Source organism: Maritalea sp. YIW29 (assembly GCF_057219265.1).
Genome location: NZ_JBXVVF010000003.1, coordinates 21,815 through 37,206, shown reverse-complemented (window position 1 = coordinate 37,206; position 15,392 = coordinate 21,815). Strand labels below are relative to the sequence as shown.

Genomic DNA, 15,392 nt, shown 5'->3' with positions numbered 1-15,392 from the left:
GTCTCCGCCTCAAACTTGCAAACTCCCAACAACTAACAAAGTGTCGGAGCGAAAATTATTCGATTGGCATAACATACCAATTCTCGAACAATCTGTTTTGGTTACTAAGTCTACAATGAAACATCTAAATCAATTCTAAATAAAAAGGCCCTTCCACTGGGGTGGAAAGGCCTCCAATTGGTATCTTCTTAGAACAGTTTGTTAACTTAATGCGCCAATTACTGCTTCGATCTTCTTTTTCATCGTTCCAGCATCAAATGGCTTAATAACGTAATTGTTCACGCCACAACTAATAGCCTCTTTAACTTGTTCTTTGTCGCCACGGCCAGTTGCCATAATAAATGGCATAGCGGATGTCTTTGGATGCTTTCGAATTACTTTAAGCAACGTCAACCCATCAACATCATCCATATTCCAATCAGAAATAATGAGGTCAACACTCGCCGACTCAAGCTTCACCAACGCGTCGCGCCCAGATTTGGCCTCGACTACATTTTTGAAACCAAGTTGGTTCAAAATAAACTTACAGATCCCGCGCATTGATTGTTGATCATCAACAATCAGCACGCACATTGAGCTCGCCTTAGGCATTAGCAGATGCCTCTAGTTTTCTGTTTTGTAAAAAGTACATTCATCCGAACCATATCTGTTAACCGTTACCAATCCCTCAATGCCCATTTGGGCAGTTAGGCAGCATCGGTGCGCCGCACCAAGGCGGTCATTAGTTTCTCAGCAATTTTCTCAACTGGAGCTTCCTCCACAATACCGCCCAATTCCATTGCAGCACGTGGCATTCCATAAATCAGAGCCGAAGCTTTGCTTTGCCCAATCGTGTAACATCCCGCGTCGCGCATTTTCTTCATGCCGACAGCGCCATCTTTGCCCATACCGGTCAAAATTGCGCCGACAGCATCGGCACCAACCTGCTTGGCTACAGACTCAAATAGTACATCAACGGATGGTTTATGCCCGGATACGTTGCCCTCGTCGCCTAAACGACATTTAAGCTGGCCGGACGAGCGCTCAACTCGAAGGTGTGAATTTCCTGGCGCAACATATGCATGTCCTGGCAACAACAGTTCGCGTTCTTTGGCTTCAACGACTGTTAACTCGCAGGTTTCATCTAGCCGAGCTGCAAATCTTTCCGTAAATCCAGCAGGCATATGTTGGGCAATAATAATGGGCGGCGAATCTTTTGGCAGTCGGGAAAGCACCGTCTTAACTGCTTCAACACCACCAGTAGATGCGCCAATCGCAATAAGTGATTTCCCAGATACTTTGGCGCCTGATGCAACCGGACTAGCTGGTGCAGCTTTTGGCTGGCGATCCATAGCGCGTCCACGCACATCAGACTGTGCTGCAGCGATTACTTTTTCGCGTACCTCTTTGCCAAATTGCTCTAGGCCGCCGGCCAAGTCATGGCCCGGCTTAGCAACAAAATCGACAGCACCCAACTCAAGAGCAAGCAACGTTTCACGCGCGCCTTTTTGGGTTAGTGTCGAAATCATAACAACCGGTGTTGGACGCAAGCGCATGATCTTTTGCAAAAACTCCAAACCATTCATGTTTGGCATCTCAATATCAAGCGTCACCACATCCGGGTTCAGGGTCTTAATTTTGCCCCGCGCATCAATTGGGTCACAGGCTGTGCCCACAACATGGATGTCATTTCCAGCGGACAGAAGCGATGAAAGTACTTCTCGAATGAGAGCTGAATCGTCGACGACGAGGACTTTAATCATGCTGCACTCCGTGAACTAGAGCTAAGTTTGTTTTCATAGATTGTCTTACCAACAAGTTTGAATTTGTCCGAAACTGAATTCAAGTTCTCAGAATGCCCAATATAAAGGAATGCTCCAGGCGCTAACAATTCACCCATGCGTGTGAACATTTTTTCTTGGGTCGGCTTATTGAAATAAATTGCGACGTTCCGACAGAAAACCGCGTCAAAAGGACCTTTGATTGGCCATTTCTCCATCAAGTTTAACGACTTGAATGTTACTCTGGATCTTGCATGTTCAGGGATGCGCACGGTGCCATCACTATCGCGGTCAAAAAGCTTCACCCGTTCTGGCGATAAGCCAGATAGATCGCCTGCTTTATAAATGCCCATCTGTGCTTTACGGACAACGTTGGTGTCGATGTCGGTCGCAAGAATTCTGAAGTCCCAATTTTTCAATTTGGGGTGGGCTGCCAATAGGCTGAGCGCAATTGTATATGGCTCCTGCCCGGTCGAGCATCCAGCAGACCAAATCCGCAATCTAGAGCGATTGGCATTGGTTGGATCATTGACGATCTTACCAATATGATCACTAAGATGAGCGAAGTGGTGATCTTCGCGGAAGAACCGTGTCAGGTTCGTTGTCAACGCGTTGATAAATTCTTGAATATCGTCGGCGGAGGCATTTCGGTCTAGATGATCAAGATAAGACGAAAATGTATCTAGGTTTAGTCGGCGAATAATTTTTGAAAGTCGGGAAACCACGAGCGTACGTTTAGCGTCACTCATTGAGATGCCCGCTAGATCGTAAACCTTGTTTCTTACCGCTTCAAATTCGCGATCCGACAAAGAGATTTCACCACTGTCCATCTTTGCTACTTGCCCCTTTTGATAGCCATACCGCTTGGTACGATCGAACAAACGACAACATTCTTCGTTTGTTCAAACTCCTAAGACAGGTTTACAGCAAGCACTTTGCTCACTTTCGACCCGTGTTTCATTCATTGTCACCATTCACCCCTTATTTTTGGTAAATGTTTATCAACAATGTGAAAAAATAGGCGTTCCAAGTCATTATGTGTGTTCAAACGCAAGCAGCGCGGCGCCAATATGGCGCCACCACTTACCTCAGACATTAATTTGGAATGGTTAATAGAAGATTGCTAGCACATGGCCACGTAAACGAAATAATAACGAACGCTCAAGTTTAGAACAATTCGATATCGTCGTGTGTTTCCACTGGCTTGTTTGCCTTTGAAATCTCTTCTTTGATCAAGCCATCATTAACAGAGCTATCTAGATGTTTCACAAACACTCGACCAGGTACGGGTTGAAAAACCACCCGGCGCGCATATGTACCACCAAGATCTTCAACCTCGGCTCTATACCCCTCAGCCGCTAGGAAACCGCGTACGAAGGCCGCATTCTTTGCGCCGACATCATCCATCTTTTGGTTGATATTGCCGCCGCCAAAAACTTTGATCTCGAGTTCGCCACGTTGGCCAGAACCTTGGGTGAGCACTTTGTTGATCAATTCCTCCATAGCGTACGCACCATAACGCGCTGACTCGCCATATTTATCTTTGGAACTGTCGGACTGAACACCGAGCAGAAAATGGTTCATCCCACCAACGCCGGTTATTTTGTCGCGAACACATGCAGCAATACATGACCCCAAGACTGTCGAAAACGCTTTTTCTGACTCGCCAGATACGTGGCAATCACCCTGGTGAACTTGTACGGTTGCACTTCTTGGAATGTCGCGTGGGGAATTTACAGATGCTTTCACTTGATTCTACCTGTTCTCAATTTGCCCTAAGGTAACAGTGAATTTGTTAGTGAACTGCTAACCACAATAAAAACAATTGCTTTATTGTCGATTTTTGAAAGTAGCAGTTAGGAAATGCGATGTAGTGTGGGTGCTGTTGGAAATGGGGGAATATAAGTATGTCTTTGGCCAAACTTGCCATCGAGCTTGATGAAACGTCCAGACAGACCGCTGAAATGGTCGACAAAATTAACGAGGGTTTGTCCATCTTGATGGACGATAATCGTGAATGTAAGGATGCACGTGCAGTTGCAGTTCAAACAATAATTGTAGCGCTACAGGCGCAAGATCGCATCCAACAACGATGCGACAACATTGCGAATGCCGCCAGATCCATGGCGGAATTGGTTGAAGTGTCAGAAAAAGTTGAGAGCGCAGATGTCTGGGCCAATTTGACTTTGGACGAATTACGTAAGCCCAATTTGTCTGGGATTGCTGGTCGTGCTAAGCACGATGACATTGAACTGTTCTAATTCTCAGTTACCCCCCCAATTAGTGCATTAAAAAAGCCCGGTAAAATCCGGGCCTTTTTTTGTTTGGCTAACGAAAAGCCCCTTTGTTGAGAGGCAGCAATTCTTAGGATTCGTCTGTTGCTTGACCAACAACGGCTTCTAGATCAATCAACCCCAGCATTTTGCTGTCGTGGGTCACGATGCCATTCAACAATTCTGAATCCATGTTTTCGCCCTCAGGCACAGAATGAATATCGTTCTTTTGCACAGTCAAAATATCTGAAACGGCATCCACAAGAATACCAATCCATTTTTCGCCAACCGCCAACACAACAACCACGTGTGTTTTCGTTGCTTCGGTTACGCCTGCGCCAAATCGCGCACGTAGATCAAAGATCGGCACGATTGTTCCGCGCAAGTTCACCACGCCGCGGACAAATTCGCGGGTGTTGGGCAACGGCGTTGCGCCGTTCCATGCTCGAATTTCTCGAACGGTTGTGATTTCCACACCGTATGCTTGTTCACCAATCGAAAATGCAATCAATTGAATTGAATTGGCACCGCCGACTTCAAGATGGTTTTCGTTGAGTTCAATGGCTTCCATAACTTCCTCTCAATCTTTCGCGTTACGCCGCCGCGCTGCGATGACCCACAGGCGTCTTAAGGCTCTGCACATCAACGATTAGGGCAACCTGACCGTCACCTAAAATTGTACCGCCGGCTATGCCGTCAATACGTTCATAATTTTCTTCCAAACTCTTAATCACAACTTGCTGCTGACCGATAATTTCGTCGACAATAATTGCGAGCTTGTTGGTGCCCTCTGCTTCGCAAAGCACCACAAAACGATCTTTTTCTTCAGCTTCTGTCGACATCGCAAAGCGGGTCGCAAGGTCTACAACAGGCACATATTCGCCGCGAATTTGCAGCAAGCGCGCGCCACTTGGCACTTTGCCAAAGTCTGCACGTCCGGCCTGAATCGTTTCAACAATTGAAGAAAGCGGCACCACATATGGGCAGCCTGCGACCGACACGAGCATGACATCAAGCACCGCCAAAGTAAGTGGCAAGCGCAATGTCATTCTTGTGCCGCGTCCGGGAACTGAACGCACATGAACCGAACCGCCAATTTTCTTGATGTTGGACAACACAACGTCCATGCCCACACCGCGACCAGAAATATCTGAAATTTCAGAAGCGGTTGAGAAACCTGGCGCGAAAATTAGATTATCAATTTGCTCGTCGGTTGGTGTCTGCTCTTGGCCAACAACACCGCGCTCTCTTGCAGTTTCCAGCACGCGTTCGCGGTTAATACCCGCACCATCATCTTCAACGATAATCAAAATGTTACCACCAGCTTGTTCAGCTGATAGCGTGATCGTGCCGGTGTCGACCTTGCCGTTACCTGTGCGTGTCTCTACTGATTCAATACCATGGTCAGCAGAGTTTCTGATCATGTGCGTCAGCGGATCAGACAATTGCTCGATAACCGTTTTATCGATCTCTGTATGTTCGCCAACCATTTCCAGCTTGATTTTTTTGCCTGTTTTATTGGCTAGTTCTCGAACCAGCCTTGGCATACGAGAGAATACAGATTTCACAGGTTGGGCGCGGATCGCCATAACCGAATCTTGTAGACCACGTGTCGTTTGGGCCAATACTTCGATACCTCGCACAAGTTCTTGGTACTTATCACGAAGTGTCTCATCCATTTGCTGGGTCAGCATGGACTGTGTAATCACCAACTCACCAACCATGTTCACAACACGGTCAACTTTATCAAGGTCCACCCGAATAGATTGAACAGGCGGTTTCTCATTGGTTTTTGGCGCAACTTTTGGTTTCGCAGCTGCATCACCACCGCCAGCTGGCGGTGTCGGTACTGGCGTCGCAGCCACAACAGGTGCCGGAGCAGGTGTTGGCTCTTCAGGGGCAACGTCCTCAACAGATGCAACATCTTCAACAGGTGCCGTTGCTGTTTCTTCTGGCACTTCGATCTCGGCGGCCGGTTCTTCGTCCGCGACAATGTCGTCGGCCTTGTCCATATCAACACCTAGCTCTCCAGCTAGGTCCGCGAAACTCGGGGCTTCATCGCCAGCGGTTTCCTCGGCTGGCGCCTCTTGAGCTGGTTCAACTTCGTCTAGGTTGCCAACGAGTGATGCAGCAACAGGCGCGACAGGTGTTCCTGGCGGGGTAATTGCAATTTCGCAGTCGCCTTCAACGAACTCAAATACTTCGCGAATGCGTTCTTCGGTGACATCGTCGCCTTTAAGCGAAACAACCCATTTGCAATAGGGCTGGAAAGGTTCAAATTGGTCTAGTTCTGGCACTTCACGGATATTTGCGACCACGTTGGATTCGCCAACAATTGCGAGTTCGCGGAACAGAAGTAGCGGATCGTTCGCGCGTTCAAAGAGCGCTGGAAGTGGCGTGAATTCCAAAGTCCAAGCGTCGGTTTTCTCACCAGCTTGATCGTCTTCAACAAAGGCAATGTCGGAACCTGCAAGGTCATCAACCGCATCCGTTAGGGCCGCGCCCAAATCCGTATCATCGCTTGATGTTAGAGGCGGATTGTCAAAGACATCTTCGCTATCGGACGATGCACCATCGTCTCCACCAACCATGACAGGTGTGAAATCGATGTCGAAATCGTCATTAGAATGTTCGTCGCCTTCGCCTTCCCCATCAGGATTACATAGGGCTTCAAAAGCTGCTTTTTGCTCAGCGCCGTAACCTTCTTCCAACTCGCGCTCTTCTTGAGCGGCGGTAACGAAATCTGCGACAAGGTCACTGGAGCGGATACAAAGAGCCAAAACTTCAGGGTTTAGTACAATGCGCCCGTCGCGCACGAAGTCCAAAAGTGTCTCAAAGCTGTGCGCGAAACTAACAAGTCCGGTAAAGCCGAATGCACCGGCGCCGCCTTTTATCGAATGGATGGCGCGGAATACAGCATTAAGGCGTTCAGGATCTTGATCGCCTTCTTCAATCGCCATGAATTGTTCTTCCAACTCTGTTAAGAGCTCGGAACACTCATCGAAATAGGTAGCCTTAAATTCGTCTAATTCGCTCATTGCACATCCAACGATACACTTGGTTTAAATTCTTAGTGCGAAACCTTCTTGATCACGCTTAGCAACTTTGCCGGGTCAAACGGCTTAACAATCCAGCCCGTACCGCCAGCGGCCCGTCCCTGATCGCGTTTGTCCTGAGAAGTCTCAGTGGTCAAAATTAGAATTGGCAGACTTTGAAACTGTCCAGACGAACGCACATTTTTGATAAATTCAATGCCGTCCATAATTGGCATGTTGATATCGGTGATCACCACATCCACATCTTCACTGCCCAACACGTCGAGCCCTTCTTGGCCATTCTCAGCCTGCAGAACTTCGTATCCTGCACCGGCAAGCGTGTGCTGAAGCATTGCCAATATCGTACGAGAGTCGTCAACCGTGAGTACACGCATAAACGAACTATCCTTTCATCAATGGTGCAAAGGCGCTATCCAAGCCCAACGTCTCTAGGGCGTTGGTAAAATGTTCACTTGGTGCGCTAAGCAGAAGTTTATAATTGTGGTTTTTCGCCGTCTGAGCTGCGCTCAACAGCATAAACAACGCATTGGTTGAGACGCGTTCTACCATATCGAGGCTTACCTCGAGATCGCCATTATTCAGTGCATCAAGCATCTCATCACGCAGTTCGTCTACTGCGCCAATGTCCGCAATTGCTGGCAATTTCATCTGTTTTAGCTGCGTGTCTGCCATGGTGGGCATCCCCCGAAAACGCGATTCATTCTCGCGCAGTTTCAGCCGGAACTGTTTAATATTTCCTAACCATATTAAAAGAAGGCCAATTTTCTTGGTTTTAATGGAAGCGACAATAGAATAATTGCGGCCATTTGCACCGAATCGGTCCCGGACTTAGTCTTTCGGAAAACAGCGACTTAAGGACCAAAATGCATGCAGTATATTTCTTCGATTGAGCAACTCGAAAACATCTACGGTACAAGCCCTTCGGCTGCATCTTTGGTCAAAGAGTTGGATTATATTGCGGACATCTACGCTCAATTCATAAATTCTTCGCCATTTGTTGGTCTTGCGACGGTTGCTGATGAAGGCATTGACTGCTCGCCTCGCGGCGACCAGCCAGGCTTTGTGCGCATCTATGATCCAAAAACGCTGATCATGCCTGACCGGCGAGGCAATAACCGGATTGACTCGCTGCGCAATATTGTTCGGGATCCACGTACTTCTTTTATGTTTCTCATTCCGGGCAGTAACACCGTGCTGCGGGTCAATGGCCAAGCACGCATAACGACTGATGAAGAGTTGTTGGCTTCATTTGAGGTAAATGGCAAAGTGCCCCGTTCCGCGATTGTTTTGAAGGTTGACCGTGTTTACTTCCAGTGCGCTCGTGCGCTCATGCGTTCCCATATGTGGGACGCAGATAAGCATATCGATCCGAAAACACTTCCTACAGCGGGCGAGATTTTGTCGACCCTAACAAAGGGCGAAGTTGGCGGGCAAAAATATGATGATGAATGGGCTGGCCGTGCTGAAAAGACCATGTGGTAAGGAGCAAGCTACGCCGCTTAGCGCCAATTAGCTAGAATTAGATTGGTGTTTATTGGTCTTGGGTTCTAACCCTTGCGCTATTCGTCTCTCCGACCCAGCCGAGAAATAGGGCAATAGAAAGAGACAATACAACCAGCGCGCAGGTCGTAAAAAACGTCTGATAGTTCGCAATCGCTAACAGAAATCCGCCAGCAATCGGGCCAGCAACTTTGCCCAGATTTCGAATAGTCCCAAGCATACCCATGCCAAGGCCAAGATTTTTGTCTTCAAGTTCCAAACTATAGAGCGCAATGATCGTGGGGAGGCTAACACCAAGCATGAGACCCATCATTATAGCGATCAATATGAGTTCATGTCCGGCAGACGCGTAAGTTAGCAAGAAAATGCAAATGCTCAACATGGCTAACGCAAATGCAAGCGTCGGGCGCAGGCCAAACCGATCGGCCAGCATGCCGCCAAACGGCCGGGCGAAAAGATTGCCTGCTTCTTGAAGGGAAAAGAAAATCCCAACTGTGAGCAAATCAACGCCCAATTCCAGATGTGCATAAAGCGGCAAAAATGCCTTGATGGCGTATGTCGAAATATAGACCAGCATTTCAATGGATCCGGCAAACCACAATATGGGCGCCTTCCCGGCTTGGCGAGCTGCATGCATGAATTCGGAAATGTAGTTCTGTTTTGTCGGCTCTTTTGCCTTTTCTTGGTTGGGTTCATCCAACATTAAAATTGGAAAAAACGAAAGCAAACTCATCGCGCCTATTATTGAAAAGACAGCGGCGGGATCCATAAATCCAAGCATCCATGCGGATGCTGTTGGTGCAATCAGATAACTTCCCGACCGCGCAAGGCCGAACCAACCTTGCCTTGTTGCCCGTTTCTCCAATGCCAACGATGCGACATAGGCCAATGTAACCGGACCAAAAATTGCAGTTGCCAACCCATGGAACAGCCTGAGGCCAAATAACTGTTCCGGCGTTTGGACGAACCAATATAGCGCGGGTGTGAAAGCAAATAGGCACACGCCGATCAACATCCAAAGCTTGCGGCCCGAGCGGTCCGAAAGAAAACCAAAAATGGGTTTGAGAAATAAGCCGCTCATTGTGGATACGGACACGATCAAACCGAGCAAAGCGGAACTCGCACCAAGGCTTGCGGCAAATAAAGGCAGCAAGGGTGACTTTCCCATTTGATAAGCGGTTCGTACGATAAAATCTGCGGCAGTAATCCGCCACAGATTTTTGTTCACGTCAGGCATTCGACTCATGAGGAAATTGCTGGCACCCCAGTTTTTTCAATTTCCGTATTCAACGCCGCAATTGGCCCCTCGACCAACGCCTGAAGCGCCGAAAGCTGCGTATCAACTTTTTCGCGAACCTCTATGCTCACCTCGACAACTTGCGTTGTCGGTGCGGTGTCCGCAATTGAAAGTGCCCATGAAAGTTCGCCGAGCGTATCGTCTAGACCAGCTGGATGGCGCAAGACATCGCGCGGTGTTTCTTTAAACCGGTTGACCAGCGCGCCTTCAATGTCCGTCAATTGTTCGCCAATTGTCACCGCTTGTTCAAGCAAAGCCTGGTGGCCAGCACCCAATTTACGTTCAAGCCCGTCCAGCTGTTGGCGCAGATAACGCAAACTGTTGACGCCTTCGTGCAGGCGACTTTGGCACTCATGCAGCATATTCAGCTCGTCAAATTGCTGATCCAGATCGTCTTGCGACACGTCCAAACGCGGATCTTTCACCACAGCAAATTGCTGTTCAATTTTCGCGCCTTCTGCATCAAGTTCAACAAGATATGTGCCCGCGCTTACGCGTGGTCCGCGCCCATCACCTGACTTAGCCAACGGCTCATAGGGCTTTTTGATCAGGCTTTGATCAAATGGCGTTGGGGCAGGCAAATGCAGGTCCCAAATGAACCGATTGAGCCCGACATCTGTCGCGAGTTTGCGGTTTGGTTTCTCATCTTCACCATTGGAGAATGTGGCAATTACTTTGCCATCCATACTCTTGAATATGAGTTCAACGACGCCTTCCGGTTTCTCGTCAAACCAATAATAAATGATGGCGCCATTTGGTGGATTTTCACCTACATCATAGTGAACATTTTTGGTTGTCCCGTCACTTTGGGGCTTATTAAAAGTCGTGCCGCCAACACCAAATGCTGGACTGTAGTTCTTCCCGTCGCCATCAAAAACGCCAGTGGCCCAATGCAGCTTTTGTCGAACCGTGTCGCGCGGCTTAAACAACATTTCCCCATGGGTGACGTCGTGCTTTTTGGCCATTTCGCGCAACGGCGTAATGTCGTCGGCGATCCAAAATGATCGCCCGTGGGTTGCTACCGCCAAATCTTCATTTTTGATCTTAATGTCATACACCGGCACCACTGGAAAACCGCCCTCCACGCGCACCCAATGCTCGCCATCGTCCAGCGAATAAAAGACACCCGTTTCAGTGCCGACAAACAACAGATCGGCAGAAACTGGATCAGAGCGCAATACGCGCGTGATCTCATTGGTTGGCATATTGCCGTTGATCGATTTCCAGCTTTTGCCGCTGTCGGATGAGACATAAAGATAGGGCTTATAGTCGTCGAGTTTGAAACGTGTTGCGGCGACGTAAATTTTATCTGGATCCTGCTCACATACTTCAACCGAACCGATATAGGCCAATTCCGGTAGGTCCGGGGGCGTTACATTTTGCCAATTTGAACCAGCATCACGGCTTACATGGATCAAACCATCGTCCGTACCGGCCCATAATTCGCCTTTTCGATGTGGCGACTCGATAAAAGTCGAAAGCGACGCATAGGTTTCTGCCCCAGCACTATCGCCAGTTAGCGGACCACCTGAGTAGTCAAGTTTTTCTGGATCGTTCAAGCTTAGGTCTGGACTAATAACCTCCCAGCTTTTGCCTTCATCTGTCGTCTTGAACACATGGTTGCCACCGGCATAAATCACATTGGAATCATGTGGCGAGAAATGAATGGGGAAAGTCCACGCAAACCTATATTTCAGATCACGCGGGCGCAGCCCTGTATTTTCCTCGGGCCACACATTGATCAATTGGCTTTGTCTGGTGCGTTGGTCATAGCGCTGCAATGCCCCGCTGCCGCCCGGCGAAGAGCCGACCGCGCCAACATAAACAATATTTGCATCATCTGGATGAACCGCGATAAAGCCGCTCTCACCCGTGCCCGGGTAGGTGCAGTCACCTAGGGTAATAGCGCCCCATTCGGTCGAAGAAGGCACCGAAATCGAAGTATTATCCTGTTGGGTCGCATAAAGGCGATAAGGATATTGGTTATCGATATCCATGCGATAAAACTGGGCGGTTGGTTGATTGTAAATCGACGTCCACGTTTTGCCACCATTGAACGACACATTGCCGCCTCCATCATTTCCTTGAACCATGCGCTGATTGTTAATCGGGTCGATCCAAAGGTCATGATTGTCGCCATGGGGCGTGGTGATCTCGTCGAAATTTCGGCCACCATCTGTGGATTTCCACATTTGGTAATTCGTTACATAAACAGTGTCCGGATTGGTGGTGTCCGCAAAGACATGCATATAGTACCAAGGCCGATGCAAAAGGTCACGATTTGGACTAACACGCTCCCAACTATCGCCGAAATTGTCAGATCGATACAGAGCACCTTCGATGCCCTTAGCCTCAACAAGCGCCCAAACTCGACCGGATTGAGCCGGAGAAATAGCCACACCCATTTTCCCCAACATACCTTTGGCAAATCCGGGGCGGTCTGTGATGTTTTCCCATGTGTCGCCCCCGTCTTTGGAGCGATAAATTTTACTGCCCGGCCCGCCGCTCGACAATGTCCAGAAGTGCCTGTGCGCTTCCCATGTTGTCGCCATCAGGTGGCGCGGATTGTTTGGGTCCATGGCCAGGTCAATCGCACCCGCACCGTCGCTTTCGTGCAAAATGAGTTCCCAATTCTCACCACCATCGACAGAGCGATAAATGCCGCGTTCTTTGTTTTTGCCGAACGCATGGCCAAACGCTGCCACATAAACGGTATCTGGATCGTCTGGGTGAACACGAATTTCTGAAATATGTCGTGTTTCTTCTAAACCCAAATGGATCCAGCTTTCGCCGCCATCAGTCGACTTATAGACGCCATCGCCATAGGAAACATCAATTCGGATGGTGGTTTCGCCCATGCCCGCATAAATTACATTTGGATCGCTCTCAGAAACAGCAAGCGCACCAACCGTAGCGCTGTTGAAATAGCCGTCAGAAATATTTTCCCAACAAATGCCGCCATCACTAGTTTTCCATACCCCTCCGGCACAGGCGCCAAAATAAAATGTCATCGGGTCAATTGGATCGCCAGCAACGGCGACAACACGCCCGCCACGCGGCGGGCCAATGCATCTCCAGTTCAGTCCCGAGCTGACCAAGTCCGCTTTTGCAGCCGCCGGCATGGCATTACTGTTCGCAATTTCTGACTTCGTGGTCATTTATCAATTCCTCCTGAACAACTATCCAATCCCGCAGGGTAGTAACAACGGGTACGTTTTCCCATTTTTTAAATATAAACATAGGTTTATCAAAACAAAGAACATGCTTTGACAGTTCGCGTTACTGCCAGCAGCACACGTTTTAATGGTTCAACCAATCAATGAATGCACCTTTAGCTAAAGTTGGCAAGCACCAATAATATAGATTGTAAGACATTTTGTTCTTGAAATTTTTTTTGCCTTGGATACTGTTTTTGAAAAAAATAAATTCTGGGGGGAAGGGCTATTAAGCCGGTATTGGACGTTACGGACCTAAAAACCGTATTCCACACTCAAGATGGTGTAGTGCATGCCGTAAACGGCATCAGTTTTCATCTTGAAGAGGGTGAGTTGTTAAGTGTTGTAGGTGAGAGTGGATCAGGCAAAAGCGTGACGATGATGTCGTTGCTCAAATTGCTCCCAATTCCGCCAGCGGAGATCGCGTCAGGCAAAGTCATGTTTGATGGCAATGATCTGTTGCAAATGGAACCCGAAGAGTTGCGAGAAGTTCGTGGCGGCAAAATCGGGTTTATTTTCCAAGATCCCATGACATCGCTAAATCCTGTGTTCAACGTGGGCTTCCAGATTATGGAACCTTTAAAAGAACATCTTGGATTGGACAAAGGTCAAGCACGCGATCGCGCCATTGAATTGCTTGAGCTTGTCGGTATTCCAGGTGCCGCCAATCGCCTTGATGATTTCCCACACCAATTTTCCGGCGGTATGCGTCAACGGGTAATGATTGCGATCGCCCTTGCCTGTGATCCCCAAATTCTTATTGCGGATGAGCCGACAACGGCGCTAGACGTGACCATTCAAGCCCAAATTATCGAGCTGGTTAAAGAGCTTCGTAAAAAACTTGGCATGGCGATTGTTTGGATTACCCATGATCTAGGCGTCGCCGCTGGTATATCTGACCGCATTATTGTTATGTATGGCGGATTTGTTGTGGAACATGCCAAAGTGGACGACCTCTATAAGCGACCACTGCACCCTTACACACGCGCCCTACTCAACACGCTGCCAACCGAGGGTAGCGGTGAAACACGGCTCCGTAGCATTAAGGGTTCGCCACCAAGCATTGGCGGTGAGCCAAAATCATGCCCATTTGCCCCGCGTTGTGAACATGCATTTGATCGCTGCCACAATGAGAACCCGCTGCTTGAGCGCATTGAAGGCGTGCACGATGTAGCGTGCTGGTGGGATGTTGAGAAGGAGGCACCTCGCCATGACGGTTGAGACGACAGTTGATGCAATCGCGAGCGGCGAGACACTTGTTCGGGCCGAAAACCTAAAGGTTCACTTCCCCATTCATGCGGGCATTTTGCGGCGCCAAGTTGGCTCTGTGAAGGCCGTCGATGGGCTAAATTTTGACATTAAGCGTGGTGAAACACTGGGCTTGGTGGGCGAAAGTGGATGCGGCAAATCAACCGCCGGTCGCGCTATGCTGCGCCTTTATGAATTGACCGACGGTCAAATCGACTTTGAGGGCATTGATATTTCAAGCCTAAACAAAGGCGAAATGCTGAAAATGCGCCCGCGCATGCAGATGATTTTTCAGGACCCACAAGCCTGTTTGAACCCTCGCATGACGGTTGGCGATATTATTGCCGAACCTTTGGACGAACATACCAAAATGTCGACCAAGGAAAAGCAGGAGAAAGTGAAAAGTTTGCTGGATTCTGTTGGCATGAACCCATCGTTCGTGAACCGCTACCCGCACGAGTTTTCAGGCGGCCAACGCCAACGTATCGGTATTGCCCGAGCGCTTGCGCTTGAGCCAGATTTTATTGTTTGCGACGAACCAATTGCCGCGCTTGATGTATCGATCCAAGCCCAAGTGGTGAACTTGCTGCAAGATATTCAAGAGCGGATGGGGCTGACCTATTTGTTCATCAGTCATGATTTGAGCATGGTGCGCCATATCGCGGACCGCGTGGCGGTTATGTATTTGGGCAAGATTGTTGAAATCGCGCCTAAAGAAGAACTTTATAAGAACCCTCGTCACCCTTACACGAAAGCACTTTTGTCCGCTGTGCCAGTTCCCGATCCAGAGATCGAGAAAACACGCGAACATATCGTGTTGCAAGGTGATGTACCAAGCCCAGCGAACCCACCAAAAGGCTGTCGTTTTTGCACGCGCTGCCCGGTGGCCGTTGAAAAGTGTTTTGACCAAGAGCCGGAATGGCGGCATCTTGGTGATGGGGCCTATGTGGCATGCCACTTGGTCGAAGAATAATCGAATTACGATAATACCAATTCGGTGCATTTTTTTACTTACGAAATTGCATCGGGAAGCCGGATTGAAC

14 protein-coding genes are annotated in these 15,392 nt (G+C 48.7%); 4 read left to right on the top strand and 10 right to left on the bottom strand.

The features are described 5' to 3' along the window. Positions 1-201: 201 nt before the first annotated feature. The 4 genes from AC2D8L_RS15690 to AC2D8L_RS15675 form a co-directional block, all read right to left on the bottom strand. Entirely contained in the window at positions 202-591 is a 390-nt protein-coding gene (locus AC2D8L_RS15690) for a response regulator (RefSeq protein WP_484686452.1), read from the bottom strand. 95 nt (positions 592-686) lie between these two features. After that, positions 687-1,742: a protein-glutamate methylesterase/protein-glutamine glutaminase gene (locus tag AC2D8L_RS15685; RefSeq protein ID WP_484686451.1), complete on the bottom strand. Its 1,056-nt coding sequence runs from the start codon at positions 1,740-1,742 to the stop codon at positions 687-689. Then, complete coding sequence (locus tag AC2D8L_RS15680; RefSeq protein WP_484686450.1) at positions 1,739-2,641, bottom strand: CheR family methyltransferase; 903 nt, start codon at positions 2,639-2,641, stop codon at positions 1,739-1,741. Before AC2D8L_RS15680 ends, AC2D8L_RS15685 begins: the two co-directional genes overlap by 4 nt. Before the next feature lie 286 nt (positions 2,642-2,927). Continuing rightward, positions 2,928-3,509 carry a chemotaxis protein CheD gene (locus tag AC2D8L_RS15675; RefSeq protein ID WP_484686449.1) on the bottom strand — a complete coding sequence of 194 codons (582 nt, stop codon included), beginning with the start codon at positions 3,507-3,509 and terminating at the stop codon, positions 2,928-2,930. Between the two features lie 158 nt (positions 3,510-3,667). Here AC2D8L_RS15675 and AC2D8L_RS15670 point away from each other — a divergent pair, with 158 nt between their 5' ends. Continuing rightward, positions 3,668-4,021 carry a hypothetical protein gene (locus tag AC2D8L_RS15670; protein WP_484686448.1) on the top strand — a complete coding sequence of 118 codons (354 nt, stop codon included), beginning with the start codon at positions 3,668-3,670 and terminating at the stop codon, positions 4,019-4,021. Positions 4,022-4,124: 103 nt separating this feature from the next. On the opposite strand, the gene AC2D8L_RS15665 is transcribed toward AC2D8L_RS15670, so the two are convergent. Genes AC2D8L_RS15665 through AC2D8L_RS15650 form a run of 4 tightly spaced genes read right to left on the bottom strand, consistent with a single transcriptional unit; the run spans position 4,125 to position 7,761 of the window. Then, entirely contained in the window at positions 4,125-4,604 is a 480-nt protein-coding gene (locus tag AC2D8L_RS15665; protein ID WP_484686447.1) for a chemotaxis protein CheW, read from the bottom strand. Positions 4,605-4,626: 22 nt separating this feature from the next. Continuing rightward, the gene (locus AC2D8L_RS15660; protein WP_484686446.1) at positions 4,627-7,071 is read right to left on the bottom strand and encodes a chemotaxis protein CheA; all 2,445 of its coding nucleotides are present in this window, start codon (positions 7,069-7,071) and stop codon (positions 4,627-4,629) included. A 32-nt stretch (positions 7,072-7,103) separates the two neighbouring features. After that, on the bottom strand, positions 7,104-7,463 hold the full coding sequence (locus tag AC2D8L_RS15655) for a response regulator (protein ID WP_484686445.1): 360 nt from the start codon (positions 7,461-7,463) through the stop codon (positions 7,104-7,106). Positions 7,464-7,470: 7 nt separating this feature from the next. Beyond that, positions 7,471-7,761, bottom strand: a complete 291-nt coding sequence (locus AC2D8L_RS15650; RefSeq protein ID WP_484686444.1) for an STAS domain-containing protein — start codon at positions 7,759-7,761, stop codon at positions 7,471-7,473. Positions 7,762-7,956: 195 nt separating this feature from the next. Here AC2D8L_RS15650 and AC2D8L_RS15645 point away from each other — a divergent pair, with 195 nt between their 5' ends. Continuing rightward, positions 7,957-8,571: a pyridoxamine 5'-phosphate oxidase family protein gene (locus AC2D8L_RS15645; RefSeq protein WP_484686443.1), complete on the top strand. Its 615-nt coding sequence runs from the start codon at positions 7,957-7,959 to the stop codon at positions 8,569-8,571. Positions 8,572-8,620: 49 nt separating this feature from the next. On the opposite strand, the gene AC2D8L_RS15640 is transcribed toward AC2D8L_RS15645, so the two are convergent. Together AC2D8L_RS15640 and AC2D8L_RS15635 are read right to left on the bottom strand one after the other, a co-directional pair. Next, positions 8,621-9,835 carry an MFS transporter gene (locus AC2D8L_RS15640; protein ID WP_484686442.1) on the bottom strand — a complete coding sequence of 405 codons (1,215 nt, stop codon included), beginning with the start codon at positions 9,833-9,835 and terminating at the stop codon, positions 8,621-8,623. Next, a complete protein-coding gene (locus AC2D8L_RS15635) occupies positions 9,832-13,044 on the bottom strand; it encodes a WD40/YVTN/BNR-like repeat-containing protein (protein ID WP_484686441.1) in 3,213 nt (1,070 codons plus the stop codon). Before AC2D8L_RS15635 ends, AC2D8L_RS15640 begins: the two co-directional genes overlap by 4 nt. A 297-nt stretch (positions 13,045-13,341) precedes the next feature. Here AC2D8L_RS15635 and AC2D8L_RS15630 point away from each other — a divergent pair, with 297 nt between their 5' ends. Then, complete coding sequence (locus AC2D8L_RS15630) at positions 13,342-14,322, top strand: ABC transporter ATP-binding protein (RefSeq protein ID WP_484686440.1); 981 nt, start codon at positions 13,342-13,344, stop codon at positions 14,320-14,322. Further along, positions 14,312-15,322 (top strand): ABC transporter ATP-binding protein, encoded by a 1,011-nt coding sequence (locus tag AC2D8L_RS15625; RefSeq protein WP_484686439.1) that lies wholly within the window; start codon positions 14,312-14,314, stop codon positions 15,320-15,322. Before AC2D8L_RS15630 ends, AC2D8L_RS15625 begins: the two co-directional genes overlap by 11 nt. Positions 15,323-15,392 lie beyond the last annotated feature (70 nt).

Bases quoted from the DNA above. Each gene is read 5' to 3' on its own strand.
- AC2D8L_RS15625 (WP_484686439.1), top strand. From the start codon at position 14,312: ATGACGGTTGAGACGACAGTTGATGCAATCGCGAGCGGCGAGACACTT.
- AC2D8L_RS15650 (WP_484686444.1), bottom strand. From the start codon at position 7,761: ATGGCAGACACGCAGCTAAAACAGATGAAATTGCCAGCAATTGCGGAC.
- AC2D8L_RS15685 (WP_484686451.1), bottom strand. From the start codon at position 1,742: ATGATTAAAGTCCTCGTCGTCGACGATTCAGCTCTCATTCGAGAAGTA.
- AC2D8L_RS15665 (WP_484686447.1), bottom strand. From the start codon at position 4,604: ATGGAAGCCATTGAACTCAACGAAAACCATCTTGAAGTCGGCGGTGCC.
- AC2D8L_RS15660 (WP_484686446.1), bottom strand. From the start codon at position 7,071: ATGAGCGAATTAGACGAATTTAAGGCTACCTATTTCGATGAGTGTTCC.
- AC2D8L_RS15645 (WP_484686443.1), top strand. From the start codon at position 7,957: ATGCAGTATATTTCTTCGATTGAGCAACTCGAAAACATCTACGGTACA.
- AC2D8L_RS15635 (WP_484686441.1), bottom strand. From the start codon at position 13,044: ATGACCACGAAGTCAGAAATTGCGAACAGTAATGCCATGCCGGCGGCT.
- AC2D8L_RS15640 (WP_484686442.1), bottom strand. From the start codon at position 9,835: ATGAGTCGAATGCCTGACGTGAACAAAAATCTGTGGCGGATTACTGCC.
- AC2D8L_RS15670 (WP_484686448.1), top strand. From the start codon at position 3,668: ATGTCTTTGGCCAAACTTGCCATCGAGCTTGATGAAACGTCCAGACAG.
- AC2D8L_RS15690 (WP_484686452.1), bottom strand. From the start codon at position 591: ATGCCTAAGGCGAGCTCAATGTGCGTGCTGATTGTTGATGATCAACAA.
- AC2D8L_RS15655 (WP_484686445.1), bottom strand. From the start codon at position 7,463: ATGCGTGTACTCACGGTTGACGACTCTCGTACGATATTGGCAATGCTT.